The sequence below is a fragment of the Leucobacter tardus genome (genome assembly GCF_017583045.1).
Taxonomy (GTDB): domain Bacteria; phylum Actinomycetota; class Actinomycetes; order Actinomycetales; family Microbacteriaceae; genus Leucobacter; species Leucobacter tardus.
In genome coordinates, this window is record NZ_JAGFBF010000005.1 from 588242 (window position 1) to 607605 (window position 19364).

Here is a 19364-nt window from a genome sequence, read left to right on the forward strand (position 1 = left end):
CGGGCTTAGAATGCCTCCATGCAGAACGCGCGGCCCGCTCGAGGTCTGGCCAGGCTCACCCGATGGCTGCGCACGGAGTCGGGATCCGCGCTGCTGCTCGTCTGCGTGACGGCGGTGGCGCTCGTGTGGGCGAACTCCCCTGCCTCGGCGGCCTACGTCGACCTCTGGCATGCGGGCGTGGGATTCGATCTCGGCCCCTTCGGGCTGCACATGGACCTGCACCACTGGGTGAACGACGGCCTCATGGTGATCTTCTTCTTCGTCATCGGTCTGGAGGTGCGTCAGGAGTTCGCTCACGGATCGCTCCGCGATCGGAGCCGGACCCGGCTCGCGGTGATCGCGGGCGTGGCGGGGGTGGCATTGCCCGCCGTGATCTACGTGCTGGTGGTGGGTGCCTCGGGTGGCGAGGGGCTCAGTGGGTGGGGTGCCGTCGTCGGCACGGACACCGCGTTCATGCTCGGTGCGCTCGCGGTCGTGGGTCCGCGGCTGTCGGGCCAGTTGCGCGTCTTCCTCCTCACCCTGACCGTGGTGGACGACTTTCTCGCGGTCTCGATCATCGGATTCGTCTACAGCGAGCAGATCCGGCTCGTGCCGATACTCATCGCGCTGGCGTGCCTGTTCGGGCTGTGGCTGCTCGGGCGCGCACGGCAGTGGCACGCGGCCCCGTACGTGGTGCTCGTCGTGGTCCTCTGGATCGCGACGCTCGAATCCGGTGTGCACGCGTCGCTCGCCGGCATGCTGGCCGGACTGCTCATCCCGTCGTTCGCGACGCAGCGCCAGAAGGTCGTGGCGGCGAAGGCGCTGTTCCGGGACTTCTGGCAGTCGCCGAGCGCCGCATCGGCTCGGGCCATGGATCGCGGCCTGGCACGGGGCATCTCGGTCAATGAACGGCTGCACGAGGTGCTGCGCATGCCCACAGCGCTCATCGTCGTGCCGGTCTTCGCTCTCGCCAACGCCGGAGTCGATCTGCGGGGCGGGCTGCTGGGTGAGGCGTTCGCCTCTCCGGTCACGTGGGGCGTGATCATCGGGCTCGTCGTCGGCAAGCTGCTCGGCATCGGCGTGGTCACCCTCATCGCGGTGCGTCTGGGGTTCGGCCGACTGCCCGACGGCGTCGGCCAGGGCAGCGTCGTCGGCGGGGCCGCGCTCTCCGGGATCGGGTTCACCGTGTCGCTGCTCATCATCGGCCTGGCGTTCGGGTCGACCTCGGACCTGGGGCGCGAAGCGACCGTCGGGGTGCTGGTCTCGATGGTGGTGGCGACCGCACTCGGATGGGTCATCTTCAGAGTGGCTGCTCGCCGGTGGGGCGAGGAGACCGCGGACCTCCCGATGGTGCTGGATCCACCCGTCGACCCCGAGGTCGATCACATCCGCGGTCCGGAGGACGCGCAGCTCACCCTGGTCGAGTACATCGACTTCGAGTGCCCGTTCTGTGCGCACACGACCGGGTCGTGGGCGGATCTGCAGCGCCACTTCGGTGACGATCTGCGCTACGTCGTGCGACACCTTCCGCTCGAAAGCGTCCACCCGCACGCACTGCTCGCGGCGCACGCGGCGGAGGCGGCCGCCAGGCAGAACCGGTTCTGGGACTGGCACGACTACGTCTTTCCCCGCCAGGACGCTCTGGAGCTGCAGGACCTCGTGCGCTACGCCGAAGAGCTCGGTCTCGATGCCGTGCAGTTCATCGACGACCTCGAGCGCGCCGACGTGGCCGCTCGGGTGGAGCGCGATGCCGTGGGCGCCGACGCGAGCGGTGCCAGGGGCACACCGACGTTCTTCGTCGACGGACGCCGTCACCTCGGCAGCTTTGACGCGCGCACCCTCATCTCGGCGCTCGAGCAGCGCCGCCGCGGGGCGCGGACGCAAGAAGCTGACAGGTTGCACTGATGATCACTCTGGCACGCGCCGACTTCAGGGATCCGGCACTCGCGACATTTCTGTCCGCGCATCTCGCGGACATGGAACCGACGGCACCGCCCGAATCCCGGCACGCCCTCGACCTCGGCGCCTTGCAGCGCGACGGAGTCCGTCTCTGGACCGCCCACGCGGACGACGAGCTGGTCGGCACCGTCGCGCTCGCGGACCTGGCACCCGGTCATGCAGAGCTCAAGAGCATGCGCACCGCACCGACGCACCGCAGTCAGGGCGTTGGATCACGGCTGCTCGCACACGCGCTCGAAGACGCTCGACGGCGCGGCACGACCCGGGTCTCGCTCGAGACCGGCAGCAGCGACTTCTTCGCCGCGGCGCGTGCACTGTACCGCCGCGCCGGGTTCATCGACACGGCTCCATTCGGTGAGTATCGCGAGGATCCGCACAGCGTGTATCTGACGACATCGCTCTGAGCACACCTCCGAGTGACAGGCGACGCCGGGCATGACAAAAGCCCCGACCTTCACGGAAGATCAGGGCTGCCAGATGGCTGGGGTACCAGGACTCGAACCTAGAATAACGGTACCAGAAACCGTCGTGTTGCCAATTACACCATACCCCAAAGGAGTGGCAATCGACCCGGATCAACTACTTCCGCGTCGTTCGCACCGAGAGATCACTCTACCGGGAAGCGGAACGAACACCAAATCCTGGCATGCCGCGACCGCCGCCCCGTATGGTGGAACCGACAAGCAAATCGAGGGGCGGTCGACGATGGCGGATCCGGACACCCCGACGCGAGCGCTGGCTCAACGCATCGCGCGCTCGATCTCCGGCGTCGTCACCGGCAAGGCCGAAGCCGCGGAGTCCGCGATCCTCACCCTGCTCGCGGGTGGGCACCTGCTCATCGAGGACGTGCCGGGGGTGGGCAAGACGACGCTCGCGTCGGTGCTCTCGCGCGCCATCAGTGCCGACAGTCATCGCATCCAGTTCACCTCGGACATGCTGCCCACCGACGTCACGGGACTGTCGATCTTCGACCAGGAGTCGCACGCGTTCACCTTCCATCCGGGTCCGATCTTCACGAACATCGTCATCGGCGACGAAGTCAATCGCGCGACCCCGCGCACCCAGTCCGCGCTGCTCGAAGCGATGGCCGAGCGGTCCGTGACGGTCGACGGTCGTACGCACGGACTGCCCGACCTCTTCATGGTCGTCGCGACGCAGAACCCGCAGGACATGGCCGGCACCTTCCCGCTGCCCGAGGCGCAGCGGGACCGCTTCATGACCCAGATCTCGATCGGCTACCCCGACGCCGCCGCCGAACGGGCGATGCTCGCGAACCGCGGAGCCTCCGACCCGCTCGACGCCGTCTCCCCCGTCGCGACCGTCGCCGATGTGCTGCGCGCGCGACAGGAGGTGGCCGGACTGCACCTGTCGGATCCGGTGCAGGAGTATCTCGTGGCCGTCGTCGGGGGCACGCGACGCCACGAGGGCATCTCGCTCGGCGGCAGCCCCCGAGCGACACTGCACCTGGCGCGCATGGCTCGAGCGCGTGCGGCGATCCGCGGCCGAGACTTCGTCTCCCCCGACGATGTCGCCGCGCTCGCCGGCATCGTGCTGCCGCACCGCCTCGTGCCGCGCGGGCGGTTCGAGTCCGTCGCCGCATCGATGGACGCGGCGTCGCAGTTCGTCGCCGAGATCATCGCCCGCACGCCGGTGCCGTGAGTCCAGCACCATGAGCGGGAGACGAGCGCGTCGCAGGTCGGCGGGCGGACGGCACCGACGCCGGTGGGCGCGGTCTCCGGTGCTGCTCACGCGTCGCGGCATCGGCGTACTGCTCTCGGGTGCAGCGATCGGCGCCGCCTGGTTCGCGGTCGGGATCCGTGATCTCTGGTACCTCTCCGCCTTCCTGCTCGCGCTCGTCGCGATCGCCGTGGTGACCGTGCTCGTGCTGCCGCTGACCGCGCGCCTCTCGCCCACCCTCAGCACCATCGATCCCACTCCGATGGTCGGTGCCCGCTTCCCGGTGACGGTCCGCGTGCACCAGCGCTTCCCCGTCCCGATCCCGGTCGAACTCGAGTGGGCGTCCGGCGGGGGGCGTCACCGGCTCCTGGCCGCGCGCAGTGATCCCTCGGCTCGCGCCGTCACGTGCACGGCGCACCGGCGCGGGCCGCTCACCGTCGGGGTGGGCGCTTTGCTCGTGAAGGACCCGCTCGCACTCGCGCGTCGTCGCGTCCCGAGCGGTGCCGGTCTCGACGTCCTCGTGCTCCCCGCCCTGCTGCAGCACGTGCCCGAACCGCTCGGCGGCGTGAGCGCGCACGGCGCGTCCTCGGCGCCCGCGGGGCGCAGCGTCGGGCAGGTCTCGGGTGAGCCGAGCGGGTCGGTCAGGGAGTACCGCACGGGTGACGCGATCCGACAGGTGCACTGGAAGCAGAGCGCGCGACAAGGCCAGTTGCTCGTCAACCTGCCCGAGGATGCCGAGGCCGCCGAACGGACCCTGCTGCTCGATACGGATCCGTCGCACTACGGAGACGAGCGCGTCGCTGCGGCGCGCGACGAGCGGTTCGAACGGGCCGTCTCCACTGCGGCGACCCTCGCGGTGCAGTGGCTCGGCGACGGGCACCCGGTGCGGTTGATCGTCGGGAGCGGCGACCCCCGACCCGTGGCGACACGGGACGACGCGCTGATGCTCCTCGCCCGAGCCGTCTTCGAGAGCCCGACCCACGAGAGGCCCAGACCCCGCATCGACGCCGTGGTCACCGGTGTGACGAACTCGGATTCCTGGAAGGCGCTTCCCGACTCCGGCGTCGCGGTCTACCGGATCGATGCTGCAGGGAGCACTGATGTCGATCGGTAGGGCGCCTCGGCCGACATCCGGTCAGGGCGCACCCGACCGCGAGACGGCTGCGCGCGACCGCGCGCGGATCCTGATCACCGGCGGAGCCCTGGTCGCGCTGTTCGCACTCGCGATCGTCGCCTGCACCGCCGTCTTCGCCGCGGATGCCTGGATGCCGCGCGCCCTCGGTATCGCGTCGGGAACTCTGCTGGCAGCGGCGGGCATCCGTGCACTGGTGACGAACGGGACCTCGCGCCGCAGCGGAGCCATCATCTCGACCCTCGTCGGGGTGATGCTCGGCACCGCGATCTGGGCCACGCCGATCGTGCTGAGCGGCCGACTTCGAGTCTGGCTCGAGCTGCCGGGAGCGCTGCTGCAACAGGTCTCGCTCGAGCTCACCGTCGGCGCCGCCCCCGTGCGGCCCTCGCCAGAGCTCGGCGACCTCATCTGCACGGCGGTCCTCATCGTCGCCGCGATCGTGACACTGCTGTTCGCCCTGCGCGCGTTTCTGTTGAGCGGGATCCTGGTCGCGATCCTGCTGCTCGCCACCCCGCTGGTGACCACGCGCGGCATCGACTCCCTCACGCTCGCGCTCGCGGGTCTGCTGCTCGCCGTGGTCGTCTGGGCGGCGACGCCGACCCTCCGGTGGAGCGGGCTCGTCGCCGCCGGCGTGGCCGTCGCGGTCGCGGCGGGCGCCGTCGCCCTCGCACCGCCCACCCGTGACCGCGTCTGGAACTCGGCCAACCTCACCGCCCCCGTCGGCAGCAACACCCCCGACGTGAGCCTCGCGCTCGCCGACGACCTCCGGGAACGCAGCAACACCCCGGCCTTCAGCTTCGTCGCCGACGACCGCGCACCCCTCCGCTTCACCCTCGCGACGGTCTCCGACTTCAGCGGCGGGCGGTGGCAGCCGCAGGACGCCCTCACCGACGACCGCCTCGATGTCGGCGAAGCCCGCGATCCGGCGCAGGTGCCCCCGCAGCTCGCCGAATCCGACGCCGACGATGACGCGGTCACGGTGCGCATCACGATCGACGGCCTCGTGAGCGAGTGGCTTCCGCTGCCGCAGTCGACCTCCGTCGTCGGCACGGCGCGGGCCGAGAGCTTCGAGACCGAGCAGTGGTTGTGGCTCGACGAGGCCGCGGCATCCCGATCGGATCGCAGCGCGACGCAGCGCGGTGACGCGTACGTGGCGCGGTACACCCCGCTCGACCGATTCCCCGTGTCGCCGCGGCCGGATGGCGGCCGGAACGCGGCGAACGCACTCCCCCTGCCACCCGCGACGAGCGAGCCCCGCTACACCGATCCCGCAGCAGCCCCCGACGAGGTGCAGCAGTACCTCGAGCTGCCCGGCGAGGTGCCGCAGAGCATCCGCGACACCGCGGAGCGGCTTCGGTCGAACGCCGGCACGGACGACCGTCTCGTCATCGCCGAGACCGTCGAGCGCTGGTTCCGTTCGGGAGAGTTCGCGTACGACGAATCGGCGCCGGTCGCACCGGGAACTGATGCGGACGACCCCTACGCGATCATGGAGACGTTCCTCGACTCGCGCAGCGGATTCTGCGTGCACTACGCCTCGACGTTCGGCGTCCTCGCGCGAGAACTCGGGGTGCCGACGCGGGTCGCTGTAGGATACGCGGCCCGCGCCGAGTCCTCCGAGCAGACCACGGTGCGCGGGCGCGACCTGCACGCCTGGCCCGAGGTGTACGTCTCGGACGAGGGATGGGTGCCGTTCGAACCGACGCCGGGCGGAGCGGGGTTCCGCGCCGACACGGGTGAAGACGTCGCCGCGACACCGGGAACCGAGGACGCGCAGGAGGAGGGTGGCGAGGCGACGCCGGACGCGCAGCCGACCCCCGAGGAGACCGACGAGCCTGCGGAGGAGGAGACCGCCGCACCCGAGGACGACGACGCAGCGACCGCGGCGTCCTCCGCGACGGACGGGTCACCGTGGGCGGCGTGGAGTGCGGCGGTGCTCGGTGCGCTCCTCCTGGTCCTGCTCGCCCCGGCGGGAGCTCGGCAGGTGATCGGCGCAGTGCGGCGGGCCCGGATGCGCGGCGTTCGCGGCCCCGCTGCCGCCGCGTGGCACGAGTTCCGCGCGCGGGCGCGAGACCTCGGTGCGGGGCATCCGCATCGAATGAACGACACCGCACGGCCACGCGCGCGCACGCCGGAGGCCTGGGTCGAGCATCTCGTCGCGAGCGGAGCGCTCATCGACCGCTCGGCGATCGACGCCGCCTGGTCGCTGGCGGCTGCCGTGACCGCCGAGCGATACGGGACCGGCGGCACCGATACGGACACGTCGAGCGCGCTGCCGCAGCAGTGCGCGACGGCCACCACGGAGCTCACCCGGACGAGCACGCGGGCGCATCGGATCCGCGCAGCGCTCGCACCGATCTCGCTGGTGCGGCGCCGCGAGGATCGTCCGCCTACGCCGTGATGCGCTCCCGGACGAGCGAGCCGCGCTCGGGAGCGGCGTCCCCGATCTCCCACGCACCGTCGACCGCTTCGAGGGCGCGGTCGAACCGCGCCGCATCCTCCGCCGAAAGGGTGAAGAGCGGCTGACCCGCTTCGACCCGATCCCCCGGCTTCGCGTGCAGATCGATGCCGGCGGAGAACACCACGGCGTCCTCGGCACGAGCGCGCCCGGCGCCGAGACGCCACGCACCAATGCCGAACGGCAGCGCTTCGATCCGGGTGACAACACCCGAAGTGGGCGCCACGACGGTGTGCGTCTCGGGCGCCGTGGGCAGCGCCGCCGAAGGATCCCCGCCCTGAGCGCGGATCATCGCGTTCCAGGTGTCCATGGCGCGGCCGTCGTCGAGCGCGGCCTCCACGTCGGCGTCGGGCTGGCCCGACGCGGCGAGCATCTCGCGGGCGAGCGCCACCGTCAGCTCGCGCACATCGGCGGGGCCGCCACCGGCCAGGATCTCGACGGATTCCCGCACCTCGTTCGCGTTGCCGATCGCGAGACCGAGCGGGGTCGACATGTCGGTGAGCAGCGCCGTCGTCGTGACACCGGAGTCGGTGCCGAGCGCCACCATCGTCTCGGCGAGCTCGCGGGCGTCCTCGAGCCGCTGCATGAAGGCGCCCGATCCGAACTTCACGTCGAGCACGAGCGCATCGGTGCCCTCGGCGATCTTCTTCGACATGATGCTCGAGGCGATCAACGGGATCGCGTCGACCGTCCCGGTCACGTCGCGCAGCGCGTACAGCTTCTTGTCCGCCGGAGCGAGCCCCGACCCGGCGGCGCAGATCACAGCGCCCACCTCACCGGCGAGCTGGGCGAAGAACTCGTCGTTCGAGAGCGCGGCGCGCCACCCCGGAATCGACTCGAGCTTGTCGAGGGTGCCTCCGGTGTGACCGAGGCCCCGACCCGACAGCTGCGGCACCGCGACGCCGAACGACGCGACGAGCGGCGCGAGCGGCAGCGTGATCTTGTCGCCCACGCCCCCGGTCGAGTGCTTGTCGACGGTGCGCTTGCCGAGATCGGCGAAGCTCAGGCGCTCCCCCGAGGCGATCATCGCATCGGTCAGCACCCGGATCTCCTCGCGACTCATGCCGCGCTGGAAGACCGCCATCGCGAACGACGCCATCTGCGCATCGGAGACGTATCCGCGCGTGTAGGCGTCCACCATCCAGCGCAGCGCCGGCTCGGGCACGTCGCCCCCGTCGCGCTTCGCTCGGATCACATCGACGGCGTCGAAGGGTTCTGGGCTCACGAATGGCTCCTCTGAGTGTCTCGGTAGTCGTCGATGTCGCCGCGCCCGAAGGCGTCAGGCAGCACCTCGTCGAGGGATCGGATCCCCGACACGGTCTCGAACTGCATGCCGGGCGCCGCGTGCTCCACGAGCAGCTGACGGCATCGGCCGCAGGGCATGATGATCTCGCCCGCTCCGTTGACGCAGACGAACGCCGTGAGACGTCCGCCGCCGCTGCGGTGCAGCTCGGAGACGAGTCCGCACTCGGCGCAGAGCGTCAGGCCGTAGGAGGCGTTCTCGACGTTGCAACCGGTCACGAGACGTCCATCGTCCGTGATCGCAGCGGCGCCGACGGGATACTGCGAATAGGGCACGTAGGCGTGGCGGCCCGCCTCCGCGGCCGCAGCGCGCAGGGCATCCCAGTCCACGGGGTTCGCGTCGGTCACGCTCACTCCTTCACGTAGGCGGTGCCGTTCGCCGCCGGCGGGCGGGAACGACCCGTGAACCCGACGACCGCGAGCACCGTCACCAGGTACGGCAGCATCGACATGAACTCGCCGGGGATCGGCGAGCCGAGGTTCACGAGGAGCGTCTGCAGGTTGCTGGCGAACCCGAACAGCAGCGCCGCGAGCGTCGCCTTGATCGGATCCCAGCCGCCGAAGATCATGGCGGCGAGAGCGATGAAGCCGAGACCGCCGGTCATCTCCTTGTCGAACGAGCCGACCGCGCCGAGGGTGAAGTAGGCGCCGCCGATGCCGGCGATCGCACCGGCGAGCAGCACGTTCCAGAAGCGGGTCGGGTTCACCCGGATGCCCACCGTGTCGGCGGCCTTCGGGTGCTCGCCGACCGCGCGGAGACGCAGGCCCCAGCGCGTGCGGTAGATGCCCCAGGCGACGAGCGGCACGACGATGTAGGCGAGGTACACGATCAGCGTCTGGTTGAAGAGCACCGGGCCCAGGACGGGGATGTCGCTGAGGAGCGGGATCGACCAGCGCGGGAACCGCGGCGGCGAGTTCAGCAGCGCCGCATTCGGCACCATGAGCGCGCCGTGCAGGAAGCTCGTGAGGCCGGTGATGAGCACGTTCAGCACGACGCCGACGATGATCTGCTGCACGAGGTACTTGATCGAGAACGCCGCGAGCACGGCAGCGACGAGCAGTCCGGCGACCATGGCGCCGATGAGGCCGGCGACGTAGCTCCCGGTGAGGCTCGCGATCAGCGCGCTCGAGAACGCCGCGAACAGGAACTGCGCCTCGATCGCGACGTTCACGACACCGGCCCGCTCGCCGATCACGCCGCCGAGGGCGCCGAAGATGAGCGGTACCGACAGCGACACGGCGCCGAAGAGCAGACCGGTCACCGGAACGAGCCCATCGGCCGAGGACCACACCAGGAACGCGAAGACGCCCGTCACCGAGAAGAGCGACACGAACCAGAGCGGCGTGGGGCGGTACCTGCTCCACTGCAGGAACGCGAATGCCGTCCCGAGCACCATGAGGAGCGCGCACACCGTGACCGTTGGCGCCGTCGGCATCGCGAGATCGGGCAGCGGCACGTCGGACGAGCGGTCGGCGAGGCGGAAGTTGCTGTGACCCTCGCGCCCCGCGGGGAACGCGAGAAGCAGGATCAAGACCGACGCGATGCCGAACGAGATCGGTGCCTTCAGACTGCGCGTGCGGACCACGGGCTGGCCGAAGTCCTGGTTCACGGCGATGGCGGGGGCGCTCATGCCTGCACCTCCTTGGCGGCGAAGAGGCGCTGCGCGCGCTTCATCCGCTTTCCATTCATGAAGAACACCGTGCGCACGAGCGGGGGCGCGGCGATGAAGAGCACGATGAGCGACTGCACGACCAGCACGATGTCGACGGGGATGCCCTCGGCGATCTGCATCGTGAAGCTGCCCGCCTTCAGTGCGCCGAAGAGCAGACCGGCGGCGAACACGCCCCAGGCCCGGCTGCGACCGAGCAGCGCCACCGTGATGGCGTCGAACCCGATACCGGCGTCGATGTGGCTCGCGAAGCCGCTCGTGATGGTCCCCGCCATCTGGTTCACCCCGGCGAGACCGGCGAGACCCCCGGCGAACGCCATGGCGTAGAAGATGATGCGCCCGACCGAGATGCCGGCCGCCCGTGCGGCGTGCGGGTTCTCGCCCACCGCTCGCATGCGGAAGCCGAGCGCCGAACGCTCGATGAGCCACCACACGAACACGGTCGCCGCGATCGCGACGACGAAGCCCCAGTTCGTGGTGAGCGGGGCCGGGAACAGGAGGGGGAACTGCGCCGTCTCAGGGGTCGCGGGTGAGATCGGCTGGTTGCCGCCCGGCCGCTGCAGCAGCCCGGGCGTCGACAGGAGCCACGCGACGAAGTAGAGGGCGATGAAGTTGAGCATGATCGTGAGAATCACCTCGTGCGCACCGGTGCGCGCCTTCAGGATCCCGACGATTCCGCCCCAGATCGCTCCACCGATGACACCGGCGAGGATCGTGAGCGGGAGGTGGATGATGAACGGCGCCTGCACCGTGAACGCCACGGCACCTGCGGCCGCCGCACCCATGAGCATCTGGCCGCGGCCACCGATGTTGAAGAGTCCCACGCGGAAGGCGAGCCCGACGCCGAGACCCGCGGCAATGAGCGGCGTCGCGTAGTTCAGGGTGTCGCTCAGCGGCTTGATCGCGCGAATGAACGTCGGCGAATCGTAGTTGAAGATCGCACCGCGGAAGAGCGCGGCGTACCCGCCGGCGATGGCGTCCCACAGAGCGACGAAGAGGTCGGCGGGACGAGCGAAGAAGTATCCGAGCGCGTCCTGCACCCCCTCGTCGGTCGCAGCGATCAGGATCCCGCCGATGATCATCGACAGGACGATCGCAAGGACCGTCGTCAGCACACTCGCGTTGAAGATCTGCGCGAGCAGCTTGTTTTGCTGCGGGGCCTCCGGAGTCTCGGAAACCGGAGCGCCGGACGTCGGGGTTCCCGACCCGCGTCCGGCCGTGGCTGTGGTGTCGCTCACGCGGCGGCCTCCTCGATGCGCTCGCCCGCCATCATGAGGCCGAGCGTCTCGCGCGACGCATCGCCGGGGACGACCCCGATGATGCTGCCGCGGTACATGACTGCGATACGGTCGGCGAGCGCCGAGACCTCGTCGAGCTCGGTGGAGACGAGCACGACCGGAACTCCGGCGTCGCGGGCCGCGATGATCCGCTTGTGGATGAACTCGATCGACCCCACGTCGACGCCGCGCGTCGGCTGGGAGACGATGAGCAGCCGCAGGTCGCGGCTGAGCTCGCGCGCGATGACGACCTTCTGCTGGTTGCCGCCCGAGAGGCGACCGGCAGCCGTATCCGGCCCCTGGGTGCGAATGTCGAACTCGTCGATCTTCTCCTGCGCGAACTCGCGGAGCGTCGCACGGCGCACGGTGCCGCCCGAGACGAACGCCGCGTCGCCCGAGCGGTTGAGCATGAGGTTCTCGGCGACCGTGAACTCGCCGACGAGACCGTCGACGGTGCGGTCCTCGGGCACGAACCCGACACCGGCGTCGATCACCTGCTTGACCGAGCGCCCGAGCAGCTCGTTGCCCTCGAGCTTCGCGCTGCCGCGCGAGACGGACTGCAGGCCGATGAGCGCCTCGGTGACCTCGGTCTGCCCGTTGCCCTGCACCCCGGCGATGGCGAGCACCTCGCCCGGCTGCACCTCGAAGCTCACATCATCGACCACGACGTGACCGGTGCTGTCGGTCACGCTCAGTCCGGTGACCGCGAGACCCGATCCCTCGACGATGCGCGGCGGATCCTTCTGCACCGTCAATTCGACCGCGCGCCCGACCATCAGCGAGGCGAGCTCGCTGTTCGTGGAGTCCGGCTGCGCCTCGGCCACGATCTTGCCGTGACGGATCACGGTGATCCGGTCGGCGACCTCGCGCACTTCGCGCAGCTTGTGCGTGATGAACACGATCGCGGTGCCCTCGTCGCGCAGTTGGCGCATGATGCCCATCAGCTCATCGGTCTCCTGCGGGGTGAGCACCGCCGTCGGCTCATCGAAGATCAGGATCTTCGCGTCGCGGGAGAGCGCCTTGATGATCTCGACGCGCTGCTGCACGCCGACCGGCAGATCCTCGACGAGCGCGTCGGGGTCGACGTGGAACCCGAACCGGTCGGCGACCGCACGTACGTGCTTCCGGGCCGCGGGCAGATCGAGCGCGCCCGCGAACCGCGTCTCCTCGTGACCGAGCATCACGTTCTCGGCCACCGTGAAGACCGGGATGAGCATAAAGTGCTGGTGCACCATGCCGATACCCGCCGCCATGGCGTCGCCGGGTCCGCGGAAGCGCTGCGGCACGCCGTCGATGAGGATCTCCCCCTCTTCGGCGTCGTACAGCCCGTACAGGACGTTCATCAGCGTCGACTTGCCGGCACCGTTCTCGCCGAGCAGCGCGTGGATCTCTCCGGGGCGCACTTCGAGGTTGATGCGGTCGTTCGCGACGAGGGATCCGAAACGTTTCGTGATCCCGCGCAGTTCGAGTGTCATACGTGGCTCTCGCGGATCAGGGGTGGGATGGACAGGGTGCGACCGGCGGCCCGCAGGCCGCCGGTCCACGGATTACGGTGAGGAGACCGACTCGGCTTCGATCGACCCGTCGATGATACCCGCGCGGATATCGTCGAGCTCGGCCTGCAGATCGGCGTCGACCTGGTCCTCGAAGTCATGGAAGCTGGACAGGCCCACGCCCTCGTTCTCCAGCGTTCCGACGTACGCCTCGGTGTCGGTGTCGCCCGTGGCGGCCATCATCACCGCGTCGTACACGGCCTGATCCATCGACTTCTGGATCGAGACGAGCAGCAGATCCGACACGTTCGGGTCGCTCTCGTACACGTCGGCGTCGACGCCCATCAGCGCGACATCGCCGCCCGAATCGCGGATCGCCTCGGCAGCCGACTGGTAGATCGGGCCGCCGACGGGCAGCAGCACATCGGCATCCTGGTCGATGAGGCCCTGCGCCATCTGCTTCGCGACATCGTTCGCGGCGAACTCATCGGTGAACTGGCCGTCCTGCGAGTCGACGTTCCAGCCGGTGACGCGAACGTCCTCACCCTTCTCCTCGTTGTAGTAGTCGACGCCCTTGGCGAAGCCGTCCATGAAGATAGTGACCGGCGGAATCTTCGCGCCGCCGAACGTGCCCACGACACCCGACTCCGAGTAGGAGGCCGCTGCATACCCGCCGAGGAACGCGGCCTGCGCCGTGTCGAAGACGAGGGGCTTGATGTTCGGCGCGTCGGTCTCGCCGTCGCCGTCGTTGTCTGCCCAGTCGTCGATGATCGCGTACTCGACATCGGGGTTCGCGTTCGCCGACTCGACGGTCGGTGCGCTCAGCATGAAGCCGACCGACACGATGAAAGTGCAGCCCTCCGACACGAGACCGTCGAGGTTGCCCGCGTAGTCGCTGGAGTTCTGCGACTCGGTCTGGGTGTACTCGATGCCGAGCTCGTCAGCGGCCTTCGTCAGCCCCTCGAAACCGAGCTGGTTGAACGAGCGATCGTCGAACCCGCCCTCGTCGGACACCATGCAGGGCTTGAAGCCCTCGACGACGTCTGCCGACGCCTCGCCACCCGACTCTTCGGGGGCCTGCCCGCAGCCGACGAGGCCGAAGGCCAGTCCTGCGGCGGCAACGCCACCCAGCACCTTGGTCGTATTGGAGATTTTCAACACCCTGCTCCCTCGCAAGTCTTCTATCGAACGTACGCACACCGCGCTACTCGAACATCATTCCAGGTGCGTTTCCTCAGACGAAAGCGGCACGCAGAACCGATGCCAATCTGACACCTGGCCGGGGCATCGACGGACACGCGTCCGTCGCATTCCTACAAACGGACACGGCGCGACGATCAGCCGTGGTCTGCCACCGGGTCCGCTCCGCGACCGTCGAGCGCGTCGATGTACCTGAGCACGATGCCCTCCCGCAGTGCCCACGGTGAGACGGTCAGAGTCGACACCCCGAACACCTTCATCGCCGTCCGCAGCACGACCGCGCCCGCAAGAATCTGGTATCCCCGCTCCGGAGTGATGCCTGGCAGGTACTCGCGCACCTCCCCCGGCATCTGACGAAGCGTCGGCTCCCACTCGCGGAGACCGGTGTAGTGCAGTTGCGACAGATCCCCCGTGACCGGATCCGACGGGCCGCCGATGAGACGTCCCAGCGACCGGATCGTCTTCGACGTGCCCACCACCCGCTTCGGCTTCGGCCGATCGGCGAACATCTCGTCGCGCACCCGCGTGAACTCGGCGCGTGCGTGAGCGCGCAGAGCCGAAATGGCCTCGCGCTGGGGCGGATCCTCACGGAGGAAATTGATCGTCGACCGGCCGGCACCGAGCGGCAACGACACCTGCACATCGGGATACTCGTCGGCGCCCTGCGCGATCTCGAAGGAGCCGCCGCCGATGTCGAACAGCAGCACCTCGCCCGCCGACCAGCCGAGCCATCTCCGCACCGCGAGCATCGTGATCCGGGCCTCATCCTCGCCCGAGAGGACCCGCAGCACCATGCCGGTCTCGCGCGTGATCCGCGCCAGCACCTCCTCGCCGTTCGCGGCCTCGCGCAGCGCGGACGTGGCCGTCGAGATGAGATCGTCGACGCCGATCTCCTGCGCCTTCACCCGAGACTCGGTGATCGCCGCGATGATGAGGCGGACGCCCTCCTCCGTGATCGCACCATCGGCATCGAGGTAGCGCATCAGACGCACCGTGCTGCGCTGCGAGTGATACGGGTTCGGGCTGGCCCCGGGGTGGGCGTCCACCACGAGCAGATGGACGGTGTTGGATCCCACATCGATCACGCCGAGTCGCATGCGCACGAGTCTAGTGCGCCATCACCTACCCTGGAGAGCATGCCCGATGCCGCGCACGATCACGATCCTCTCCACGTCTTCTCCATCGACCCGACTGCAGAATCACCGCCGTTCCGCCAGATGCACGACGCCGTGATGCGCGCCCTCGCCGACGGACGCCTGCTGCCCGGACAGAAGCTCCCCACGATCCGAGCACTCGCCGGACACGTCGACGTGGCCGTCAACACCGCCGCCGCCGCGTACCGCTCACTCGAAGACGCCGGCGTCATCGAGGGTCGCGGCAGAGCCGGAACCTTTGTGTCTCTCGACGAGGATCCGGTCGGCGCGGCCGCCCGACGCGTCGCCCTCGACGCCGCCGCTCGTATGCGCGAACTCGGCGTGAACCCGGAGCGCTCGCGCGAGATGTTCGCCGACGCCGTGCAGGCGCTGCCGCCGAAATCTGGCACCGCCTGAGCGTTACGGGCGCTTGCGCTGCGTCCGTCCGTCCGTCGCGACTAGTACGCGCTCGGGCCCGCCGAGCTGACATCCGCGCCGGTATCGGCGTCGGCGTCCCAGCCGGCGAGGATCGCTGCGGTACCCGAAACGCCGAAGCGCGTCGCGCCGGCGTTCCAGAGCTCCCGCACGGCTGCCGCCGTGCGCACGCCGCCCGACGCCTTCACGCCGAGGCGGCCCCCGACGGTGTCCGCCATCAGTCGCACGGCGTGCACGCTCGCACCACCGTCCGCGTGGAACCCGGTGGAGGTCTTGACAAAGTCCGCTCCCCCGGTCTCCGCCGCGCGGCACGCGCCGACGATCTGATCGTCGGTGAGCGACGCGGTCTCGAGGATGACCTTCAGCACCCGGCCCGGGCAAGCATCGCGCACGGCGCGCACCTCGAGGGCGACGTCGTCCCAGCGTCCGGCGCGCACCAGGCCGAGGTTCACGACCATGTCGATCTCCTCCGCCCCATCGCCGATCGCACGGGTCGCCTCGGCCGCCTTCACATCGGCGTGGTGCGCACCCGACGGGAACCCGACGACGGTCACGATCTCGCGGCCGCGATCCTTCGCAGGCAGCAGCGACGGACTCACGCACACCCGCTTCACCCCGAGATCGGCGGCGTCGGCGAGGAACGCGTCGAGCTCGTCCGGCGTGGTCCCGCTCGCGAGCAGGGTGTGATCGGCGATCTCGAGGAAGTGCTCGGCGGTGAGCTCATCGGGATTGCGCGTCTGGGCTGAAGTCGAAGCTGCGGTCATGCGTCGATCGTAGCGGAGCACCGCTCGGCGAACCCGTTGCGGTCGCGCGCGGCCGCCAGATTCCGCGGGCCCCGCCACCGCGCGGGCCCCCGCCACCTCGCGGGCCCCCGCCACCTCGCGCACGCCGAGATCCCGCTTGCGCGCTCTTCCCCCGCCGCGTGCACGCCGAGATCCCGCAAACGCGCCCTTCAGGCGCCCCGAAACCCGCACAAGCGCAATCTCGGCGAGGTGGCGGGATGAGCAGGACCTCGCCGAAGCTACCCGTCCACTTCGCCGTCAGCCCATGAATGGGCCGACGCGCTCGACGATCACCACGGGTTCTCCGGCCTCATCGGACGCCGGTATGTCGACGCGCCCCTCGATGCCCCAGTCACGATCCTCGTCGGGGTCGAGCAGCACCTGTCTGAATCTCCAGGCATCGGCGTTCGACCGGTCGAGCTCGACCAGGGCAGCGGATCGCGCGTCGCCGTCCACCCGGATCTCGTCGTGCTCCATGAAGTAGCCGTCGAGCGCTTCGCGCCAACGCTGCTCCCCGAAGCCTTGCGCCCCGTCGAGCTCTGCCAACTCGGCGTACCGCTCGAACGCGGCGGCTTGCGCCCTCCGGAAGAGTGCGTTGCGCAGCATCACCTGGAAAGCGCGCTGACTGCTGAGCGGTCCGCGACTGGGCGGACCGCCGGCACCCTGGGGCGCGGCGGCACCTTCGGCTCCATCGGCGTCGATGTCGGGATGCGCGAGCGCTTCCCACTCGTCGAGGAGGCTCGAGTCGACCTGGCGCACCACTTCGCCGAGCCACTCGATGAGGTCTTCGAGTTCATCGGTCTTGGCCTGCTCGGGCACCGTACGTGAGATGGCGCGGTAGGCGTCGCTGAGGTAGCGCAGCACCCCGCCCTCGGATCGTCCGAGCTGGTAGAACGAGACGAGATCGCGGAACCCGAAGGCGCGCTCCACCATGTCGCGGATGACCGATTTCGGGCGCAACTCGTAGTCTCGAGCCCAGGGTACCTCGGTCGTGTAGGCGTCGAAGGCTTCGGTCAGGAGTTCCCGAAGCGGCTGCGGGTGAGTGACCTCTTCGAGGAGCTCCATGCGCTCCTCGTATTCGATGCCCTCGGCTTTCATGGCCGCGACCGCCTCGCCGCGGGCGCGGTGCTCCTGGGCGCGCACGATCGGGCGCGGATCCTCAAGTGTCGCCTCGATGACCGAGATGACGTCGAGGGCGTAGTCGGGCGATTCCGGGTCGAGCAGCTCGATGGCCGCAAGCGCGAACGGCGACAGCGGCTGGTTGAGCGCGAAGTTCGCCTGAAGGTCTACGGTCAGACGCAGGAGCTGTTCCCCTGCGGTGTTCTCGTGGACCTCGACGATGTCGCCGCGCCGCAGCGTGCGGAAGATCTCGAGCGCCCGCCTGGCGTGTGCGAACTGCGCAGGTCGCGGTTCGTGGCTGTCGAACACGAGGGTGCGCATGGTTGCGAGCGCCTCGCCCTCGTGCGCTTCGCCGCGACCGATGACACCGAGCACCATGGCGTGGGTGATCCTCATTCGGCTCACGAGCGGTTCCGGTTGCGACCCGACGAGCTTTTCGAGCGTCGACTCGTTCCAGGAGACGAACCCCTGCGGCGCCGACTTCTTCTTCGCGGGTTTCGCCTTCTTGCCGCCCGTCGCCTTCGCCGCGGCCTTCGCGGCCGCTTTCGCGTTCTCGACCTCGTGCTCGGGGGCGAGTGCGAGCACATCGCCCTCGGTGTCGTACCCGGCTCGCCCGGCGCGGCCCGCGATCTGGTGGAACTCCCGCGCCGAGAGCCGCCGCATCTTCTCGCCGTCGAATTTGGTGAGCGCGGTGATGAGCACGGTGCGGATCGGCACGTTGATCCCCACACCGAGCGTGTCGGTTCCGCAGATCACGCGCAGCAGACCCTGTTGCGCGAGCTGCTCGACGAGACGGCGGTACCGCGGGAGCATGCCGGCGTGATGCACGCCGATGCCCGAACGCACGAGTCGTGAGAGCGTGGCGCCGAAGCCCGTGGAGAACTTGAAGTCGCCGATGGCCTCGGCGATGCGGTCGCGACCCGCTCGGTCGACGAGTTTGATACTCGAGAGCGCCTGTGCCTGTTCGACGGCGTGCGACTGATTGAAGTGCACGATGTACACCGGCGACTTGCCGTCGGTGAGCAGACTTTCGACCGTCTCGTGCGCCGTGGCGACGGCGTACCCGAAGGCGAGCGGCACCGGGCGCTCGACACCGGTGACGAGCGTCGTGTCGCGCCCGGTTCGCCGGGTGAGATCGGCGCCGAGTTCGGTCACGTCGCCGAGCGTCGCCGACATCAGGAGGAACTGTGCGCGCGGCATCAGGAGCAGCGGCACCTGCCAGGCCCACCCGCGATCCTTCTCGGCGTAGAAGTGAAACTCGTCCATCACGACCTGCGTGATACCGCCCGCGTCCGGGTTGTCGGCGTCGGCATCGCGCAGCGCGAGGTTGGCCATGATCTCGGCGGTGCAGCAGAGGATCGGCGCGTCGGGATTGATCGAGGTGTCGCCCGTGACCATGCCGACGCGGTCGGCGCCGAACACGTCGACGAGGTCGAAGAACTTCTCGCTCACGAGGGCTTTGATGGGGGCCGTATAGACGGTGCGTCGTCCTTCGACGAGCGCGATGAAGTGCGCCCCGAGAGCGACGAGCGATTTGCCGGTCCCGGTGGGGGTGGCGAGAATCACGTTGCTGCCGAGCGCGAGGCCGAGCAGGGCCTCCTCCTGAGCCGGATACAGGTCGAGGCCGCGGTCGTCGCGGACCCACTGTTCGAAGACGGTGAAGCTCTCGTCGGGTTCCACGACGGACCCGGCGACGGCCTCCGGTCCGGCGATCGTGCGGTCGAGTATGCTGCCCAGGCTCATGTGCT

The 19364-nt window shown here is 69.5% G+C and carries 15 protein-coding genes and 1 tRNA gene; 6 read left to right on the top strand and 10 right to left on the bottom strand.

Going from position 1 to position 19364, the window contains the following annotated elements; genetic code table 11:
* Positions 1-18 precede the first annotated feature (18 nt).
* Together nhaA and J4H85_RS09760 are read left to right on the top strand one after the other, a co-directional pair.
* A complete protein-coding gene (nhaA, locus tag J4H85_RS09755) occupies positions 19-1884 on the top strand; it encodes a Na+/H+ antiporter NhaA (RefSeq protein ID WP_208239140.1) in 1866 nt (621 codons plus the stop codon).
* A complete protein-coding gene (locus tag J4H85_RS09760) occupies positions 1884-2342 on the top strand; it encodes a GNAT family N-acetyltransferase (RefSeq protein ID WP_208239141.1) in 459 nt (152 codons plus the stop codon). Before nhaA ends, J4H85_RS09760 begins: the two co-directional genes overlap by 1 nt.
* A gap of 74 nt (positions 2343-2416) precedes the next feature.
* Here J4H85_RS09760 and J4H85_RS09765 read toward each other — a convergent pair.
* Positions 2417-2491 (bottom strand) — tRNA-Gln (locus tag J4H85_RS09765).
* A gap of 152 nt (positions 2492-2643) precedes the next feature.
* Between J4H85_RS09765 and J4H85_RS09770 the strand changes: the two genes are divergently transcribed.
* From J4H85_RS09770 to J4H85_RS09780, 3 genes are read left to right on the top strand one after another with little or no spacing between them, the layout of a single operon-like run.
* Positions 2644-3597 (top strand): AAA family ATPase, encoded by a 954-nt coding sequence (locus J4H85_RS09770; protein WP_208239142.1) that lies wholly within the window; start codon positions 2644-2646, stop codon positions 3595-3597.
* 10 nt (positions 3598-3607) lie between these two features.
* Positions 3608-4729 (top strand): DUF58 domain-containing protein, encoded by a 1122-nt coding sequence (locus J4H85_RS09775; protein ID WP_208239143.1) that lies wholly within the window; start codon positions 3608-3610, stop codon positions 4727-4729.
* Positions 4716-7148 (top strand): transglutaminase domain-containing protein, encoded by a 2433-nt coding sequence (locus J4H85_RS09780; RefSeq protein ID WP_208239144.1) that lies wholly within the window; start codon positions 4716-4718, stop codon positions 7146-7148. Before J4H85_RS09775 ends, J4H85_RS09780 begins: the two co-directional genes overlap by 14 nt.
* On the opposite strand, the gene J4H85_RS09785 is transcribed toward J4H85_RS09780, so the two are convergent.
* From J4H85_RS09785 to J4H85_RS09815, 7 genes are all read right to left on the bottom strand, one after another.
* On the bottom strand, positions 7138-8430 hold the full coding sequence (locus J4H85_RS09785; protein WP_208239145.1) for a thymidine phosphorylase: 1293 nt from the start codon (positions 8428-8430) through the stop codon (positions 7138-7140). The two genes, J4H85_RS09780 and J4H85_RS09785, sit on opposite strands and share 11 nt — an antisense overlap.
* On the bottom strand, positions 8427-8861 hold the full coding sequence (locus J4H85_RS09790) for a cytidine deaminase (RefSeq protein WP_208239147.1): 435 nt from the start codon (positions 8859-8861) through the stop codon (positions 8427-8429). Before J4H85_RS09790 ends, J4H85_RS09785 begins: the two co-directional genes overlap by 4 nt.
* On the bottom strand, positions 8858-10138 hold the full coding sequence (locus J4H85_RS09795) for an ABC transporter permease (protein WP_208239149.1): 1281 nt from the start codon (positions 10136-10138) through the stop codon (positions 8858-8860). The genes J4H85_RS09790 and J4H85_RS09795 overlap by 4 nt, the downstream gene beginning before the upstream one ends.
* On the bottom strand, positions 10135-11415 hold the full coding sequence (locus J4H85_RS09800; RefSeq protein WP_307863586.1) for an ABC transporter permease: 1281 nt from the start codon (positions 11413-11415) through the stop codon (positions 10135-10137). The genes J4H85_RS09795 and J4H85_RS09800 overlap by 4 nt, the downstream gene beginning before the upstream one ends.
* Positions 11412-12929, bottom strand: coding sequence for an ABC transporter ATP-binding protein (locus J4H85_RS09805; protein ID WP_208239151.1), 1518 nt, complete (start codon positions 12927-12929; stop codon positions 11412-11414). Before J4H85_RS09805 ends, J4H85_RS09800 begins: the two co-directional genes overlap by 4 nt.
* Before the next feature lie 72 nt (positions 12930-13001).
* On the bottom strand, positions 13002-14105 hold the full coding sequence (locus tag J4H85_RS09810; RefSeq protein ID WP_208239153.1) for a BMP family lipoprotein: 1104 nt from the start codon (positions 14103-14105) through the stop codon (positions 13002-13004).
* Positions 14106-14284: 179 nt separating this feature from the next.
* Complete coding sequence (locus tag J4H85_RS09815; RefSeq protein ID WP_208239155.1) at positions 14285-15244, bottom strand: Ppx/GppA phosphatase family protein; 960 nt, start codon at positions 15242-15244, stop codon at positions 14285-14287.
* A gap of 39 nt (positions 15245-15283) precedes the next feature.
* On the opposite strand from J4H85_RS09815, the gene J4H85_RS09820 reads away from it, so the two are divergent.
* Positions 15284-15697: a GntR family transcriptional regulator gene (locus J4H85_RS09820; RefSeq protein WP_208239157.1), complete on the top strand. Its 414-nt coding sequence runs from the start codon at positions 15284-15286 to the stop codon at positions 15695-15697.
* Between the two features lie 41 nt (positions 15698-15738).
* Here J4H85_RS09820 and deoC read toward each other — a convergent pair whose 3' ends face one another.
* Together deoC and J4H85_RS09830 are read right to left on the bottom strand one after the other, a co-directional pair.
* Positions 15739-16479, bottom strand: a complete 741-nt coding sequence (gene deoC, locus J4H85_RS09825; protein WP_208239159.1) for a deoxyribose-phosphate aldolase — start codon at positions 16477-16479, stop codon at positions 15739-15741.
* A gap of 276 nt (positions 16480-16755) precedes the next feature.
* Entirely contained in the window at positions 16756-19359 is a 2604-nt protein-coding gene (locus J4H85_RS09830) for a DEAD/DEAH box helicase (RefSeq protein ID WP_208239167.1), read from the bottom strand.
* Between the last annotated feature and the right edge of the window lie 5 nt (positions 19360-19364).